12 protein-coding genes are annotated in these 17,455 nt (G+C 47.7%); 4 read left to right on the top strand and 8 right to left on the bottom strand.

The genetic code is table 11. The features are described from left to right. Positions 1 to 14 precede the first annotated feature (14 nt). Positions 15 to 1,220: an MFS transporter gene (locus tag AYJ58_RS09900; protein ID WP_106649972.1), complete on the bottom strand. Its 1,206-nt coding sequence runs from the start codon at positions 1,218 to 1,220 to the stop codon at positions 15 to 17. Positions 1,221 to 1,449: 229 nt separating this feature from the next. Between AYJ58_RS09900 and AYJ58_RS09905 the strand changes: the two genes are divergently transcribed. Beyond that, on the top strand, positions 1,450 to 2,067 hold the full coding sequence (locus AYJ58_RS09905) for a MarR family winged helix-turn-helix transcriptional regulator (RefSeq protein WP_106649973.1): 618 nt from the start codon (positions 1,450 to 1,452) through the stop codon (positions 2,065 to 2,067). Between the two features lie 127 nt (positions 2,068 to 2,194). Then, positions 2,195 to 3,208: a succinylglutamate desuccinylase/aspartoacylase family protein gene (locus tag AYJ58_RS09910; RefSeq protein ID WP_106649974.1), complete on the top strand. Its 1,014-nt coding sequence runs from the start codon at positions 2,195 to 2,197 to the stop codon at positions 3,206 to 3,208. A 156-nt stretch (positions 3,209 to 3,364) separates the two neighbouring features. On the opposite strand, the gene AYJ58_RS09915 is transcribed toward AYJ58_RS09910, so the two are convergent. Next, the gene (locus AYJ58_RS09915) at positions 3,365 to 5,392 is read right to left on the bottom strand and encodes a methyl-accepting chemotaxis protein (protein ID WP_106649975.1); all 2,028 of its coding nucleotides are present in this window, start codon (positions 5,390 to 5,392) and stop codon (positions 3,365 to 3,367) included. Between the two features lie 207 nt (positions 5,393 to 5,599). Between AYJ58_RS09915 and AYJ58_RS09920 the strand changes: the two genes are divergently transcribed. Further along, positions 5,600 to 6,226: a fumarylacetoacetate hydrolase family protein gene (locus tag AYJ58_RS09920; protein ID WP_106649976.1), complete on the top strand. Its 627-nt coding sequence runs from the start codon at positions 5,600 to 5,602 to the stop codon at positions 6,224 to 6,226. A gap of 150 nt (positions 6,227 to 6,376) precedes the next feature. Here AYJ58_RS09920 and AYJ58_RS09925 read toward each other — a convergent pair whose 3' ends face one another. The 4 genes from AYJ58_RS09925 to AYJ58_RS09940 form a co-directional block, all read right to left on the bottom strand. After that, entirely contained in the window at positions 6,377 to 6,619 is a 243-nt protein-coding gene (locus tag AYJ58_RS09925; RefSeq protein ID WP_006080930.1) for a hypothetical protein, read from the bottom strand. Positions 6,620 to 6,872: 253 nt separating this feature from the next. Continuing rightward, complete coding sequence (locus AYJ58_RS09930) at positions 6,873 to 9,617, bottom strand: family 20 glycosylhydrolase (RefSeq protein WP_106649977.1); 2,745 nt, start codon at positions 9,615 to 9,617, stop codon at positions 6,873 to 6,875. Continuing rightward, a complete protein-coding gene (locus tag AYJ58_RS09935; RefSeq protein WP_106649978.1) occupies positions 9,614 to 10,456 on the bottom strand; it encodes an ROK family protein in 843 nt (280 codons plus the stop codon). Before AYJ58_RS09935 ends, AYJ58_RS09930 begins: the two co-directional genes overlap by 4 nt. Further along, on the bottom strand, positions 10,453 to 11,745 hold the full coding sequence (locus tag AYJ58_RS09940; protein ID WP_106649979.1) for an MFS transporter: 1,293 nt from the start codon (positions 11,743 to 11,745) through the stop codon (positions 10,453 to 10,455). Before AYJ58_RS09940 ends, AYJ58_RS09935 begins: the two co-directional genes overlap by 4 nt. A 504-nt stretch (positions 11,746 to 12,249) precedes the next feature. Between AYJ58_RS09940 and AYJ58_RS09945 the strand changes: the two genes are divergently transcribed. Beyond that, positions 12,250 to 13,179, top strand: coding sequence for an AraC family transcriptional regulator (locus AYJ58_RS09945; protein ID WP_106649980.1), 930 nt, complete (start codon positions 12,250 to 12,252; stop codon positions 13,177 to 13,179). A gap of 9 nt (positions 13,180 to 13,188) precedes the next feature. On the opposite strand, the gene AYJ58_RS09950 is transcribed toward AYJ58_RS09945, so the two are convergent. Together AYJ58_RS09950 and AYJ58_RS09955 are read right to left on the bottom strand one after the other, a co-directional pair. Further along, positions 13,189 to 14,694 (bottom strand): tryptophan halogenase family protein, encoded by a 1,506-nt coding sequence (locus AYJ58_RS09950; protein WP_106649981.1) that lies wholly within the window; start codon positions 14,692 to 14,694, stop codon positions 13,189 to 13,191. 66 nt (positions 14,695 to 14,760) lie between these two features. Then, on the bottom strand, positions 14,761 to 17,397 hold the full coding sequence (locus tag AYJ58_RS09955) for a TonB-dependent receptor (protein WP_106649982.1): 2,637 nt from the start codon (positions 17,395 to 17,397) through the stop codon (positions 14,761 to 14,763). Positions 17,398 to 17,455: the final 58 nt, after the last annotated feature.

A 17,455-nucleotide genomic window follows, 5' to 3' on the forward strand; every position in this document is an offset into this window, starting at 1 on the left:
ACCCGATTAGGTACTTAAGATACGCAGCGCGCGACTTGATATTGGCGTGCATAACCCTGCGAATTAAATTGCCAAGATAGTATCCACGCCATCAGGCTGATGCCACCTAGTAATAACCAAGCACTGTTAAAGCTGTTGAAATTATCGCGAATTAATCCGGCAAGCCAAGGCGAAATGGCGGCAATCGTATATCCCACACCTTGTACAAAGGCGGTTAATTTACCCGCTAACATCGGATTTTGTTGATGATCCATAGTCACAATTAATCCGAGTGGAAAAATCCCGCCTATGCCTAATCCTGCCAGTCCCGCCCATAAAAATAGCGACACTTGAGGGGCGAGTGCCAGTCCCATAAAACCGATGAGTTGCAGTAAGCACAGTAGGGCTATTATAGCGCGTCTGTCCGTCGACTTGCTGGCAAGCCAAGGAAACACTAAGCCCGCGATCACTTCCATGCTGGTTAAGAAACCTAACACTAATCCAGATTGAGTCTGGCTATAACCTAGCTCGACCGCGTAGGGGGCTAACCATGCAAGCACGCAGACATAACAGCTTGTACCTAAAGCAAAAAATATCGCCAATAACCAACTGCGACGAAAACGCCAAAAGCTAAGCGGCACAGTTTGCTCCGTAGTTTGATTCGCTAATACGGCTTTGTGTTTAACCATCAGCCATAGCGCCAGTGCCACTACGCCCAACCATGTCCAATGGCCTAAGCCCGCACGCCAACCTAAGTTCATCCCGATAAAAGGCGCACTGCTGGCGGCCAAAGCAGCGCCGCCCATAATGGCGGTGACGTAAAGCCCCATCATGAATGGCACCCGTTCACCGAAATTGAGTTTGATCATGGCGGGCATGATGGTTTGAATAAGGGCGATACCGACTCCGGCCAGTAATGCCGAGCAGATAAGCCAGTTTGCATCCATCGCCCAAAATCGCATCGCCGTGGCGATGATCAAGAGGATCAATGATCCCGTCATCACGGTATTGAATCCTAAACGTTTGGCGATACTAAAGCCTGCAAAGCAGCCCAATCCCATGGCGAGCACGGGCAGCAATGTCAGCATAGACGCTAAGGTAAAACTTAAGCTGATATCCTCTTGTATGCTGGGCAGTAAAGGCCCAACCGAGGCGAGAATGGGGCGCAGATTTAGCCCGATAAGAATGAACGCGAGTCCGAGCAGCAATAAATTCGCTTTCTCTGTCTGGGGTGACCGCATGGATTGTCTCCAAAAATAAGCTAAGTTTGATTTGCTGAAAGAGTGATCTGTAGCGGCATTGGGCGCACTTATGGTGATTTCCTTTCAACAACAGTAGGTTGAAGTTGTATCACTACAGTTCAAAAGAATCTCTTTCAGATGTATCTTGATATAAAGATATTTTAATTCTGCGAGAAAATGACTAAGATGTAAAGAATGATGTAAAGAATCTTTATGTTGAGATAAAGCTATGACAGCGAAAATGACACTCACTCACACGAGTCCTGCGGATACTAATGCGAGTTCTGCGGATACTAATGCAAGCCCTGCGGATAAAGACCAAGCGGCTTCGAACACCAAAGCAGATGGTCTGGATAGACAAGATGGTTTGGATAATATTGTTGGCCAATGGCAGCAACAAGGGGTGACTGAGGATTTGATCCCTATGGCTGTGCTTGGGCGAATCGCGCGTTTAACGAAATATATCGAAGTGGTGTTGCTGCAATGCCATGGCGAATTTGGCTTAGGTCAGGGCGAGTTCGATGTGCTCGCGACGTTAAGGCGATCGGGAGAGCCGTTTACCCTCTCGCCTTCGCAACTTTATCAGAGCATGATGCTAAGTTCTGGCGCTATGACCAGTCGTTTAGACAGACTCGAAAATAAGGGGCTGATTGAGCGGGAGCACAGTAAGGAAGATCGCCGCGCCGTCCATGTCTCGTTAACTGCTGAGGGTAAGGCGCTCATTGATAAGGCATTGCCGCAGCATATTCAATGTCAGAGTGCGCTGTTAGCGGGCGTGAGCGTAGAAGATAGGCCTATGTTGTTGCAGATTTTAAAATCTTGGTTGAACCAATTTGAGCCGCAATAAATCGTTTAAACTTCACGTGAGTTTTAGTTTCTAGTGTTAGACATCTGGCGATAAGCGATAGCCGAGCGCTATTAGCCAATATGAGTCAGCCGCGCGGGACAACATTCGATAGTACAAGGGAGTTGCCATGGTAAAAAGACGTGAAGCATTTGAATTAGCAGGTAAACGAGTCACAGCAGGGACTCAATTGGGGATCAAGCTGGCCGCCGCTAAGTTGTATACCGATACGCAACTCGATATTCATGTAGAAGTGTTTCACGGGGCCAAACCTGGCCCAACTTTACTGGTTTGCGCCGCCATTCATGGGGATGAACTCAATGGTATCGAGATTTGTCGGCGACTATTAGCCAGAGTCAATCCCAAGAATCTGACGGGCACCTTGATTGTGGTGCCGATTGTGAATGTGTTTGGTTTTATTCAACAATCCCGTTATTTACCCGATAGACGCGATCTCAACCGTTGCTTCCCAGGTTCCAGTAAAGGGGCACTAGCAAGCCGGTTAGCCAACCTGTTTGCCACTCAGTTATTAGTCCATGCAACCCATGTGATTGATTTACATACGGGCGCGATTCACAGAGACAACTTGCCGCAAATTCGCTGTGATACCAGCGATGAGACTATGCTGGCTATGGCGAATGCCTTTGGTGCACCGCTGATTATGCATTCAAAAGCGCGCAGTGTTTCCATGCGGGGTTATGCTAATCAGCAGGGCATTCCGTGTATTTTGTACGAGGCGGGCGAGGCGCTACGTTTCAGTGAATTGTCGATAAAATCTGGCCTTAAGGGCGTGCTCAATGTGATGCGCAGTTTAGGCATGTTAAAAGGGCGGGTGACTAATAAGGGGTCGAGTGTCAGCGCTATTCGCAGTTACTGGGTGCGCAGTGAGTCCGATGGTTTAGTGAATATGAAGCTTAAGCTCGGCCAGCGGGTGACTAAGGGTTATATTATCGCCCATATCGTCAGCCCCCACGGCGGTGATAGTGTGGCGATTCGTGCACCAACCGACGGCATCATCATAGGGATCAGCAATATTCCCGTTACTAACGAAGGCGAGGGCATGTTCCATATCGCCCAGTTTGAAGGCGACGAAATTGAAATGGCCAATGAACAGCTCGATGAATTTTTGATGGAATATGCTTAACCGCAAACTTGTTGGCATTGGATATACAGCCACAGAAGTCGCTAAGATGGTTTTGCGACTTCAGTGATCCTTTTTAAGTGCTTATTTTTACTTCGCTAACTTCTGCCTAGTCATCCTACGAATGCCATTTTCGACATGCCCAAATATCTAAACTCACTAGAGTTTAAACCGTTCCACTGAGCTGGTGAGTGAATGGGCAAGCGTGGTGACTTCGTTGCTGCGTTTGGCCATGTCCATGGCTTCATTGGCATTTTGATCCGCTGCTTGCGCCGCCTCGCTCATGCTCGATTCAATACGTTGACTGTAATCTAACTGCTCGTGGGCGGCGTGGGTGATTTCTAGACTCATGTCATTGAGTGTATGCAAAGTGCTTTCTATGTGGGCGATAGCATCCTGCAGATTTTGGCTTTGTCCGACACACTCGTTTGCTTGATTTTGGCCTGTGGTAATCGCATTCGCTGCCATTGAGGTTTCTTTTTGCAGGGCCGTGATCATGGTTTGAATTTCAGCGGTGGCGGCTTGGGTGCGTGAGGCAAGGGATCGCACTTCATCGGCCACGACGGCAAAACCCCGCCCATGTTCCCCTGCTCTGGCGGCTTCAATGGCGGCGTTCAGAGCCAACAAATTGGTTTGCTCGGCAATGCTGCTAATGGTGGTTAAAATGCTGCCAATATTATCGCTTTGAATGCTTAAGCGAGACATGACCTCAACCGAACTACTTAAACGGGCACTCAGCTCAGCAATTTTGGTGCGATTATCATCGGCAATTTGCTTCACTTGATTACCGTATTTAGAGGCTTGGCTGATTTGTTTAGCCGATTCACTGGCCTGTTCGGTCACTAAACTTGAACTGGTAAACATCTGTTCTGCTAAGGCTTTTGTTTCATCGACACGGCTGATTTGCGCAGTTGCTGCATTGGCGATACGCTGGCCTTGCTCGTTGGTTTGGGTGGCAGAGCTGTCCAGTGAATGGGCATTTTGGCTGATATTGGTGAGTAGCTTGGCAAGGTCGTCACTCAAGGTATTCATGTTATCAATTAGGGTGCCAAATTCATCGTCATGGCGTTTATGAATGCGTTTAGATAAATCCCCACGGGCGATGCTCGCCAGCGCGCCATTCACTAAGGCTAATGGATTGAGCATGGCCTTGGAGGTAAAGAAGGAAATAAAACTCACCATAAGGATAAACACTATGGCGAGCACTATCGCTAAGGTTTGCCCTTGCTCAATGGCATCGCTGGCAATGTTTTGCAGGCTGCTAAATCGGCGGTCGGCTAAGGTGATTAACTTGTCTAAAGCGAGGTTACTGGCGTTAAATTCTTTATCGGCATCGAGGTAATGCTGCTCTGATTGTCGCAGTGCTTCAACCACGGCTTCTTGTGCTTTATAAAGCTCGGCAGGCGCCGCGAGTAAGGTATTGATAATCGCATATTGCTGTTCGAAGGTTTGCAGCAAGCCTAAGGTATCAAGCCCATCAGTTTGTTGTTTTAAAAAAGTAAAGTTAGTGGTGAGGTTCCCCAGTAAAATACCGACATCTTGCTGGTGCGATTGGATCACCTCCAAACTTTGAGTGTGGATCAGCTCTCCCATAGTGTTGGTTAGCGTATACAACATGTCGTCGATACGCGTGCCTGTACCGACAATCTCTTCGAGCAGAGTGGGATTATCGGGGATGGACAGGGTTTCGAGATCGATCATCGCATTACTGGCGTTGGTCTTGGCATCGTTAAAGCGCTTAAAGAGTTGTTGGTATTGCTGCTTTGCATGTTCATTGGCGAGTTTCGCGCTAAACATGGCCTGGCTTTGTTGCAAATAGGCTTGGTATCTTGCTTTTGCTTCATCTAGAGAAGTCTGCATTTTAGGCTGATCAGCGACTCGTTCAATTAACTCATTTTCGATACTTTGATATTTCTTCTGCAGCGCCGTAAATGCTTGCTGGCTTTTGGTTAAGGCGGCTGTGTCTTGCTGGCTGTGGGCCAAGGTGGCAAGGCGTGACATTTTTAACAGCACCAGTTGTAAGCTATTACTCTGCTTTTGCACGGGTACGGCTAAGGTTTCGATATTTTGATAGGCGGTTTGTACTTGTGAGAGTGAATAATAGAAGAAGCTACTGCCAGCGATGAGCAGCGCGCCGATGGCACTAAAGCTAAATATGATTTTTTGTTTTATGGTAAGCGTCAACATAGTGCGAAAACCTCTTCTAGGACTGTCCCTGTAAAATGGGTTTAATAATGATTAGATCGCTGTTTTTATTGAAATATTAATTCAAGTGTAGCAGAGTTCGTCACAAGTAAAGTGAATTTTTCTATTGAGAGTTTAGCGCTAGTTAAGGTTAACTTCTTGGTTTGATTATTTAAAAATAATCTCGACCGTATCTTAAAAGGATTGAAAATGAAATCAGTCGTGTTGGGTGAAAAGCGTATCGTACCGACAAAAATTGTCTGCATTGGACGTAATTATGTCGACCATATCCATGAGTTAGGCAATGACATACCCGATGACATGGTGGTGTTTTTAAAGCCCAATTCGGCGATTTCGACTGTACTGCTTGCTGAGCATCAAGGTGAAACCTTGCACTATGAAACCGAGCTGTGTTTTATGTTTCAAGATGGCCGTTTTAGCAGCGTTGCCATTGGCTTAGATCTCACTAAACGTGATTTACAAAGCAAGTTAAAAGCCAAGGGACTACCTTGGGAACGGGCAAAAGCCTTCGATGGTGCGGCATTATTCAGCCCCTTTGTGCCGATTGATGATGCCGAGGCGCCGCTGCATTTTACCTTGAGTATCAACGACAACTTGGTGCAAGAGGGGTATATCGATTTAATGATCTACAAACCTCAGACTATTTTATCTGAGCTGCAAGCCTTTATCAGTCTCGATGAGGGCGACATTGTGATGACAGGCACGCCCAAGGGCGTGGGAAGTGTTCCCGCTAAAAGTGTATTCAACGTGACGCTGAGCCGGGGTTTGCAAGCGAGTGCTGAACCTTTGCTTGAATGGCAATGGCAAGTGTCTTGATTATCAAGAATTGAGTCTTGAAAAGATTGAATTTCGTACGAACAATGTCAATAAATAGCTAAGCAATCAGTGCTGCTACGGCGAGTTATTTTTAATACCGCCGTAGTGTTAATTACAAAGTTTTAAGTCAAAAGTGTTGATTCTAATTTGCTAGAGTCCCGCGACGGCTTCCATATCCAGCTCGATATCAGTACAGCCTTTGGCACAGTATATTCCTGCGGCTTGTTCGGCTTTTGCCTGCTCTGGCAATATGACTTTAAGTGTCTGTTTACAGCTGGGACATTGCACTGGCTTACCTTTAAATACCCGTTTAATCAGATTTTTCTGCTCATTAAACGAGGTTGCAGTGGTTTGATTTAACACGGCAAAGGGGCTAGTCGAAGCAGTTGTCATCGGCAGGTGGATCCTTAGGTTAGGCAAAATTTTATGGTGAACAGTCACTGATAAAGCGCATTGCACAGGCAGCGTGTTGCACTGGTACAGTGTGCTCGCGAATACTGAGATTATAGCCTGAGTTGCGCTGTGATTGAAAAGCCTCAATTTAAGAGCGTTAAGCTTAGACTTAACCTATCGACCAGCGGCATTAATTAAATAGCTAATTAATGTATCGGCCATCACTTGTGATGGCCGACTTTTTTGCGATGAATCATTCGCGGGGATTTTGCCAAGTCGATGAGCGAGAATAACGCGTGCCATCTTTGACTCTGGCGCGGATGTGTTTGACATCATTAAGCTTGAAAGCATGGCGGTAGCTTAGCCAAGGTCCTGAGTCGAGTTGGTATTCCAGCTCGGCATTGGGATACAAGCTATTGAGCACTAACTGCTGATGTTCAACACGTATTCCAGGCGGTGCTATGCGGTAGAAAATCCCCGCTTTTGCTAACTTAGGTTGTACTTTATTGGCGTAAACCGCGGCGAAGGTTTGCCAATCCTGTTTGAGCACTTGCTCGGCTTGGCCATTGAGTTGGCGGGCAAAATGTTGAGTTTGCTGACTATAGATTTTACCTTGATAATCATAGGCTAATTCCCATGGCGCCCTATGCCATGCCCGTTCGGCGAGGGCTATCATACGCGGGAATAACATGTACTCTGCTTGCTCATCCGATTGCACCATTTCGCTCCAAAGATGCCCCTGTAGGCCATAAAAACCGTGGCCAGCATGCAATTGGCTTTGAGTATCATCTGAGGTAAAGGGCTGATTAAGCGTGTTGCGCCAGCGCTCGGCGTGGGCGGGCAGGTTGTCTGGCATAAAGCTAAACACCTTAAAACTGTCAATCCCCCTCGAGGCCCAATGATTGCCGCGCTCATCTGGATGGCTAGCATAGGGGAAATCAAAATAGGTGACTTCCGGCGTTGAGATCACCACCTTCCAGCCTAAATTGGCTTGCTTATGGGCGATTTGATGACCGTTATCCGAAATCAGCGACCAAGCATTAGATTGCACTTGGGCGGGCATGTTTTCGGGGCGAACTTCACCCATGCCATCATTCCAACCTGCGGCAATAATCCCTTTTTCTGCCAACATGTTAGCGACGCGCTCGATAAAGTAACCATTGAGCGAATGCAGTCCGGCTAACTCATCGGTTTTTTGTTGCTTCATTGCGATACACGCTGGAGAGTCGACCCAAGCGCCCGCGGTTTCATCGGCACCTATGTGGTAATGCACTAAGGGAACGCCTACGGCTTGGTGCATCTTTTTAACTTCATCAATCACAGTATCGATAAAGTGGTAGGTGCTCGCCAAGCACACATTGAGTGTATTGTCGTGATAATACTGAATCGACGAATATTGGGTTTTATCTGCAAATTCAGTCAGTAAAAACTCCTCCGCCTTAGCTTTGTCTCCCTTGGCGAGGTAATTGTGATAACGCGCTTCCATGGATTTTATCGCGGCGCGTGAATGCCCCGGCATGTCCAGTGAAGGGATCACTTCGATATGGTGAGCATCAGCCAGTTGTAATATTGCTTGGTATTGCGCCACGGTTAAGTAGCCATCGACGGGGTTTACGTCCGCTATGCCGCTGCCCAGTTGTGGCAATAAACAGCTTTGCTCGGTTAAATCGAAACAACGTTTTGCACCCACATCGGTCAGTTCGGGTAAGCCGGGTATGGCTAAACGCCAGCCTTCATCGTCGGCTAAGTGCAAATGCAGCTTATTGATTTTATAGGCGGCGAGCTGTGGAATAATGCGTTTGATAAAATCGAGCGAGTGGAAGTTACGGGCTAAATCGATATGTAGGCCGCGAAAAGCGTAGCGAGGCTGGTCTTGGATCTCGATGGCGACCAGTTGATCGTCACTTAAACTGATCAGCCCAGCTAGGCTCTGTAGGCCATAGAAGAGTCCCGCTTCACTGCCCGCTCGAATACTGATTTGCTCGGCCGTTATGGTTAACCGATAGGCTTCGCTGTTTTTAATTTCACTATCATGGGCTTCAGTGCTGGCGACTTTAGGAGCTTGAGTATCGAGTTGCAATAATAGCGGCGTGCCTTTGTCCTTGGCCGAAAAGCCTAAATAATCGAGGTAATCAAACGCCGCTTGCCGCCCCTTAAAATCGACAGTCGCAGCCGTGAGTTGATAACCTTTAGCAAGGGATAACGGCGCTGAGTTTAGGCTTTGGCTATGAAGTGGCGTGGGGATGAGTTTGCCGCTAATGTCAGGTGCTTTGTCTGCGGTTAAGGCTTGATATTGCTCAGCTAAATACTGGCCATCGGCAAAGGGGGTTGCATCGTTTTTTGCCAGTAAGAATTGTTTCTCGGCATTAAAAGGTGCGAGGTAGTCTTGCTCGGCTAAACCTGTTTCTTTATCGCGCCTTGTTTGAGTGCTCTTTATGACCTGCGCCTTATCGCCCATAGCGACAAAGAAGTTTGGCATAAACTCGGAACGGGTGATTTGGCTGCCTTTGCTATAAAAATCAATACGATAAACTTGATTGGCGACGAATCCCTTAAAGCTAGCTTTAGGAGTGATTTTATGTAAATCGCCATTGATATGCTCAATGCTAAAGTCACCCGCATCGACGAAATAAACGGGCGATAATTGGCTGAAATAAATTTGCCAGTCGCCGTGATTTAACTCTTCGCTGGATAACTTGTCGTTCGATAGCTGAGTCGGCAAGGTCAGCTCAATGGCAGAGCGATAGCATTGGGCTTCTTTAGCGGGACAGGTTTCAAGATAACTGGCGGTTAACTGATAATTTAATTGGAGCTTATCGGCCAATTGATTCAGCGCGACATGATTTGCCTTCTGCACAGCATTGGCGGCCTGTACTGATGGCATTACAAGTATTGAAAGCACCGACGCCACGGGAAGCACTGCCATGACGCCGCTGACTAAGGCCGTCTTAATCCTCTGCCACTTTATTATCCCTTTCTGTGTTATTTGTCCTTTCACTTAGCTGAGTCCTTTTGTTGTAAAAACCATTGTGCCGCTCCGATCAGTGCTGCATTGTGATGTTGGCTGGCTGAAATCGTCAAGTCTGTCAGTTGCGGGCCATAGACTAAGCTTTGCAATTTCTGTTTAAGTGCTTCAATAAAAAAGGGAAAGCTTTGGCTGACTGAGCCGCCAAGGATAATATCTTTGGGATCGTATACCAGTAAGGTTTGGGCGATCATGTGTGCCAAGTGTTCGCCAAAATGGGCGAAGGCTTGTAGCGCTTGGCTGTCACCTTCACAGGCTTTTTGGTACAAATGCTCGCCACTCATGTGATGATGAACGGTGAAGTATTGCCCAGAGCAGTAGTGCTCAATAATGCCATCGCGATAACTCAAACTGCCGATTTCACCTGCGGCGCAATGTTTACCCGAATACAACTGACCATTAAAAATCACCCCAGCGCCTACGCCAGTGCCTAAGGTAATCCCGAGCATGTCTTGATTGTGATTGAGTACAGCTTCGCCGAGGGCAAAGAGGTTAGCGTCGTTATTCACAACAACATCCATTTCAAAGGTATTTTTAAGCTGCTGAGCCAACTGCGTTGCCGTTAATGCAGGGATGTTGAGCACTTCGAGTAAAGTGCCGCTGTGCATATCCACCATGCCGGGTATCCCGATGGAAATACCACAGGTTTCAGATGTGAGGTGGCTGTGGATACAGGTCACGAGGAAATCTAATAATTGTTCAAAATTGCCATCTGCGGGAACAGGATACCGCCAAGTGTCGAGTAAGGTTTTACCTTCCACCTGTGCCAACATCAGTTTAGTTCCCCCAAGATCTAAACATAGGACGCTCATAATAGCTTGTTGCCTCTCGTGTTGTTTGTTGCCATCGGCTCGTCATCCTTTGATGCCGCTTTTGTTGAAAATAATGTGGTGTTTTTAATTAAGGGACGAGCCGTTAGGGCCACATAACCTATGTATGCCATAGGAATTAACAGCACTAACATCCCGAGCCGTAATTCGCCGGACAGCTCACTGATAACACCAATGATCGGCGAGATAAACGCGCCGCCGATAATGCCGGTACAGAGAATGCCGGCGAATGATCCATGATCTTGAGTGCGCGAATTGAGCGCCAACGAGAAGATCACCGACCACATGATAGAAATGAAAAAGCCAACCAATGGGAAACAAATTAATGTTAGTTGGCTCGGTCCCCAAATCGCCACCAGAAAACAAACCAGTGAACTAAGGGAAAAACTGAGCAGCAAGATCTGACTGTCGATAAGTTTAAGTAGCAGCAAACCGAGTAGGCAGCCGAGCGTCATGTAAAACCAAAAATCGCTAACCACATTGGCGCCGACACTTAAGGTGTCAAGACCATGATATTGCAGCAAAAAGACTGAGATACTGTTAGCAAGCCCTTGCTCAAGCGCAACGTAGGCGGCGATAGCGAAGAAGAATTTCAAAACGGTTTTATCTTTGAAAAGGCGTAAATGGGTCTCGAGGGCACCTGTCGACTCATCTGCCAGTTTATTCACTTTGGGCATCTTCACTAGGCTGGCAAAGAGCACCATGGCGAGCGCGACCACGGCGAATAACCAATACATGGCGAGCCAACTCATGTTCTCTGGCAATAGCTGTTGCACATAGTTGGCGGATGCAACACTGGCTTGATCTAAGGCGACAAAATGCTGATACACCAGCGGCGCTAAGGTCGCGGCGCCGCCAAAGGCGAGTTGGGCCAGTACGGAGAAAAAGGCAAAATGCTCTGGCCCCGCGGCTTGGCGCAGTAAGGGATTGACTGCCACCTGCAATAAGCTCATGCCAGTGCCAATACAAAATAGGCTAAACATGGCGATGCTAAAGGTGGGCAGACACACAAAAGTCACGGCGCCGATAAACGCTAGGCTAAAGGCTAAGATGATCACCCGCTTTTCACCGTACTTGTCCACCAAAATCCCCGCAGGAATCGATGTCACGCCGTAGGCGATAAAAAACGCAAAGGGAAATAACCCCGCCAACGTCAGGCCGATAGCATAACTGTCAATTAATGCAGGGAAAATCGGCCCCATACTGTTGGTCATCAAAGAAATCACAAAGAAAGTGCAGAGAACAAACAGAATGATGAGTTTGTGTTTCATGTGCTTAGCCAATTGAATTAAGTGAAATTCATTGTGGCTTGACGCTCGCCTTGGTGGTGATACGAATGGTGCCTCTGTCGATACTTTTCTCACATAGTCAAATCGTGTTTGCGCTGATTGGGCTGATTTACATCAGGTGCTGTAAATACTTGCTGTAGATAGTGGGCAGCAGATAGCTGCTGCGGATGAGCATAGAGAAAACCATGTTTTAGCCTCTGCTGATAAAGTGTTTACTTGTAAAATAGTTACCTTTAATTAACATTGGATAGAATAGTATTGGAGTAGCAGAGTTTAGTATCACTGTGAGGCTGACTTGCTATAGACAATAGTGCGCGTGGCACTGCTATTTCGCCGCGCTGATAGGTCAAGGCTGGCATTAAAAATAAGGTCTAAGTAATTGAATAATTTAACAGGTTGGCATAACGGCTAGCTTGAGTGAATGGCGTTGAACTATAAGAGCTGATTGAAGCTAAGGTAAAGGAATGAGCAACTGGAGTTTAATGGATGAAACCTCTGTGTGAAAAAGTGATCCCCGATGAAAATAGCTCTTGGCGTTACTTTCGTTATGAATGGGATCACATGGATCTCAATTGGCATTATCACCCCGAGTACGAAATCTGCTTAACCCTCAACAGTTATGGTATGCGTTATGTGGGCGACCATATTGCCCGTTATGGCGATTATGATTTAGTGATCATAGGACCAGATATGCCCCACGGCTGGCAATCCGAGGCGAACCTTGGTGTTTCAACTGACGAGATATCAAATGGCAACGCGCTAAAAGACGGCACTTCGAATGCGAGGGTGCAGGAAGTCGTTTATGTGGCACAAATTCCAGCGGTCTGGCTACACCAAATTGTGAATGAGCAACGTGAGTTAGCGTCTTTGCATTCACTTTTGACCCATGCCAAACGAGGTGTGTTGTTTAGTGAGGAAACGGCGCGTAAGGCCCATAGTGTGTTTATCGCGATGGAGACGGCCAATCCTTTTAGACGCTATATTTTGTTATTGGAATTATTAGCGTTATTACAACAGGATAGTCAGCAAGAACTCTTGTCGAGTACCTTGTTTACCCACGGTAGTAAACTCGACTTTACCGTGAAAAAGCTCGATAAAGTGATTGAGCATATCTATGACAATTACACTCAGGCCTTGTCGGCACAGGATTTGGCAAAGTTAGCGCACATGAGCACCAATCACTTCCATCGCTTCTTTAAAAAACGCACCGAGAAAACCTTAACTGAGTTTATCAATCAACTCAGGATCGCTAAGGCGTGCAAGTTACTGCTGTCAAATCAAAGTCCGATATCAACCATCAGCGATCAGTGTGGTTTCAACAACTTATCCAATTTTAATCGGCGTTTTATTCAATTTAAAGGTGTCACGCCGAGTCGTTTTCGTCAGTGCTTTAGCAGTAAACAAAGGGCAATTTAACCATTCTTATCACGGATGCTTAGGCTGAAAATACTGCTCCACTAAGGTTTGGCTGTAGCGTATCGCTTGCGCCGTGATCTCCGCTGAAATCGGCTCAAATGGGCGCTTCAGTTTTGGGTCGCGGTAATCCATTCCCGCTAACAGCGCATACCAAGAAGGGCGAAAGTAGGCGAGTTGCTGATCGTATTGGTAAAGCAGTAAATCAAAGTCTTCCCCTTGATACCAAGCTTGCAATAGTTGCGTCAGCCTTTGGGAAATGGTGACTTTTCTCGCCGCCAACCAATAGGGTTCGCTGCGCTGGCTGGTGACATAATGGGCCTGAATATAATCCTTTATGCCGAGCACTAACTGCATGACCGCCTGATTGAGTGTTTGTCGACTTAAGGTCTCTGCCTGCTTATTCAATTGATAGCGCTCGAATAACGACATAAATCTTTCAAGGGTGAACTGAGTCATCATGATGGATGTGGCTTCGAGCGGCTCGATAAAACTTTGCGCAAGCCCAATCGCCAACACATTGTTGTGCCAAGCCTTGTCACTGACGCCGACCCGCATTTTAAGAAACCGCACTTGGGTCGACTCGGGTAAATTTACACTGTGTAACAATTCTTTGGCCGCAGCATTGGCACTGAGGTGGCGACTGCTATACACATAGCCATTGCCAAGCCTGTTGGTGAGGGGGATTTGCCATAACCAGCCCGCACTGAGCGCCGTGGCGCGGGTATGGTACTTTGCCTGCTGTGCTTGGGTCTGAATGGAGTCCATTAATACGGGTACAGTAACGGCGCTGTCGTTGAGCAACTCATCGGCGAAGGATTGAAAGGGCACGCCTAGGGCTTTATGAATTAACTTAGCGCTAAAGCCGCTGGCATCGATGAAAAAGTCGGCGCTCAGTCGTTCGCCATTTGCTAGGATCAGCGTCTCAATCTGCTGGTGTTGGGTGGTTGAAACCTCGACCACATCAGCAATGATCTGCCGTACGCCGCGTTGGCAGGCATAATCTTTTAAGTAATTGGCCAGCTCAGTGGCATCGAAGTGATAGCCGTATTCGTTGGTGTAGGGCAGTGCTTTATTCGGCTTTGGGCTGAGATTGTGTTTGGCCAGTACGCCGCTGGAGAAAAACGCATCGGGTCTAACGGCACTGCCATGCCCTCGGCGCCTCGCATTGGCGTTGATAAAGAAAACTTCGGCGGGTTTTACATCCATTTGAAAATAGAAAGGGTGGAAGTATTGCTGCCCATCACCATTCCAATTGATAAAGTCGATGCCGGTTTTATAGCTGGCGTGGCATGGCTCCATCCAATCTTTTTCGCTGATGCCTAAGTTGTCCATAAAGCGTTTTAGGTGTGGCGTCGAGCCTTCGCCAACGCCAATGGTGCCTATGTTGTCTGATTCCACTAGACAGAGTTCAATGGCGGCAAATACGGGGTTATTCGCGAGGGCGGCCGCTGCCATCCAGCCTGCGGTGCCGCCACCTAAGATAATGATTTTTCTGATTGCTTGCTTCACTTTCATGGCTTATCCCACTGCATTATCAACGCAAAAAGCCGACCCTAAGGCCGGCTATGGTGTGACTCAAGTTTAAAATTTGTAGCTGGCACCGACGAAATAACGTGAACCAAATTCGATGGTATTTTGGGTCAATCCGTATTTAACATCATAGGATTGCACCACTTCATTGGTTAGGTTTACCCCTTCGAGTGAAATGTCTAAGTTCTCCATCGCATGCCAAATAATCGAGGCATCGACTTGTTGATAGCTGTCGTTTAACACGTTTTGAATGTTACCCACGCCTAAGTATTCTGAACGCCAGTTATAGGCGATACGGGCGCTGAATAGATCATCTTCGTAGAAGAGTGAGCCGTTGAAGGAGTTTTCTGACACACCTTCAATCATCTGCTCTGTGCCATCGGGGCGCGTGCTCTTACTGTCAACATAGGTGTAGTTGGTCAAGAAGCCAAAACCGCTTTCAAAGTTATGCTGCAGCTGGATTTCAAGCCCAGTCACTGAGCCGCTACCGCCGTTGGCTGGGGCTGTGACGCGGCATTTATCCCACTCGGATTCTGACGCGCCGCAACCTTCGATATATTGCGTCGACTCAGTGACAAACACTACGTTATCAATATCTTTGTAGAACAAAGCCGCCGACAACATAGAAGATTCAGTGAAGTACCATTCGATGCCAAGGTCGGCTTGATTCGCCTTATAGGGTTTCAAATTTGGATTACCGCCGGTCGCAGTACCAAAGTTTTTCGCTATGGCTAAGCCAGGTTTTAGATCGCTGTAGTTGTTACGCGCCATCACGGAAGAGGCCGAAGCACGTAGGATTAAATCTTCTTGTAGATCGAAGGCGACGTTGATGCTCGGTAGCCAATTATCGTAATTAACGGATTCATTGTAGGGCTTGCCATCGGCAAAACCGGTTGAGGTTTGGTCTGTGTTAACGTAACGCACGCCAAAGTTACCACGGTAGAATTCGCCGCTGAAATCCGCTTGGGCGTACAGGGCCAACATTTCCTCTTCGACAGTGAAGGTGTTACCGAGATCGGCGACTTCCACTAACTCGCCATTGGCGTATTTCTCACTGATAAAGGCCCACCATTTGTCTTCATCTAACTTGGCATAGGAGTCGAGCACATTGCCACCGCTCTGGGAATGTAGCCCAGAAAGTACACCATCGCTCCAGTTAGCGAGGTTGCCATTGGGCACGAAACCTAGGATTTCTGCGGGGTTACGGTTGAAGGCATTACGCTCGAAATCACTGGTGTTGTACTTAATCCCGACTGCAATTTTGTTAATAAAATCATGGTCGAGTTGATATTCGAAGTCAGACTGCGCGTAGGTCACTTTATGATCTTGCACTGTGGTTTCGTAGTTGGCTTCCTGCGCATGCTTGAACTGGCTGGCATCGTTGGCATCTAAACTCGTCAGCACCACTTGGTAGGGACCGGTGGCATCGTAACTAAAGCCGCCATCGACACTGCCTTGACCGTTAGGGAAGGCGGGATCGCCAATTTTGCCGCCTTGGTCCGTCGCGGGGATCCACCAAGAAGATGAGCCGCCTTGGGTGCCACCATCTGAGGTCGATTGGCCAATAACGCCACTCACCGTAAAACTGTCCCCGACGTATTTTCCGGTCAAGTTGAGTACGTCAGATTTCATATTGACCGCGTGGCGTACCACAGGGTTATAAATAATCGACGCATACGCCGGCAGAATCGTTGCCGATGCTGTGCCGCCTTGGGCGTTGTTCACTACGTTGGTGGAGCCCGAACCGCGCGCGCCAACCGTAAGGAAGTTATGGTTTACGTGGGGGATATCGAGTTCAAAATTAAAGTAATCTAAGGTAAATTCTGTTTTTTCTGTCGGTGCAAATTGCAATGTGACTTGGGCACTGGTCCGTTCACGTTCGGCTCTAAAGGCCTGCGAGCCAATACCCCAAGCGCCTACAGTTGATTCTTGATTTTGCGCGGGATCGGCGGCGAAGTATTCATAATAACCACTGAGAGATTCCAGTACTTGGCGGCCGCTGGTAATTTTTTCTACTGAATAGGCGCCTAAAATGCCGAACTTTTCGTCGTCATTTTTCCAGCTCCCGAGGAAAGAGCCACTCGGGTCTGTTTCATCGTACAGGCTGCTTTGGCTCAGCTCGCCAGCGACTTGATAGGTGTGGGCATCAAGATCTAAGGGTTTGCGGGTTTTGAGATCGACAGTGCCGCCCAGCGCACCTTCTTCAAGTCTGGCGGTCGGGGTTTTGTGCACTTCAACGGCGTTCACTTGCTCGGCCGACAATAATTCCATATTGAAGGTACGAGTGGCAGGACCCAAGTCATACCAAGAAGTGCTGGCAACAGTTTGACCGTTCAGCAAAATACGACTCTGCTCTGGCGCTGTACCGCGAATAGTAACGCCGCTTACTTCACCGTATTGCCTATCGACCGTCACCCCAGAGATGCGCTGCAGCGCATCACCGATGTTTTTATCGGGAAACTTACCTATATCTTCCGAGGTGATGGCATCGACCGTAGAGTCGGCGAAGCGTTTGGTATTCATTGAGGCTTCAATCGAGCGACGTATGCCGCGGACTTGGATCACCTCCATATTTTCTGCCGTTGCCTCTTGTTGCTCCGCCGCGACTGCGGTTGAGCTCATCCCGAATAAGGCGTTAGCGATACATAATGCGAGCAAAGAGCTCTTAAATAGTTGACCTTCTGACATGTTATAGCGTCCCTGTAGTGCTTTAGTGTTGTTTTTTTCTTCAGTTAACTTACCTGTT

The organism is Shewanella sp. Pdp11 (assembly GCF_002838165.1).
GTDB lineage: Bacteria > Pseudomonadota > Gammaproteobacteria > Enterobacterales > Shewanellaceae > Shewanella > Shewanella hafniensis.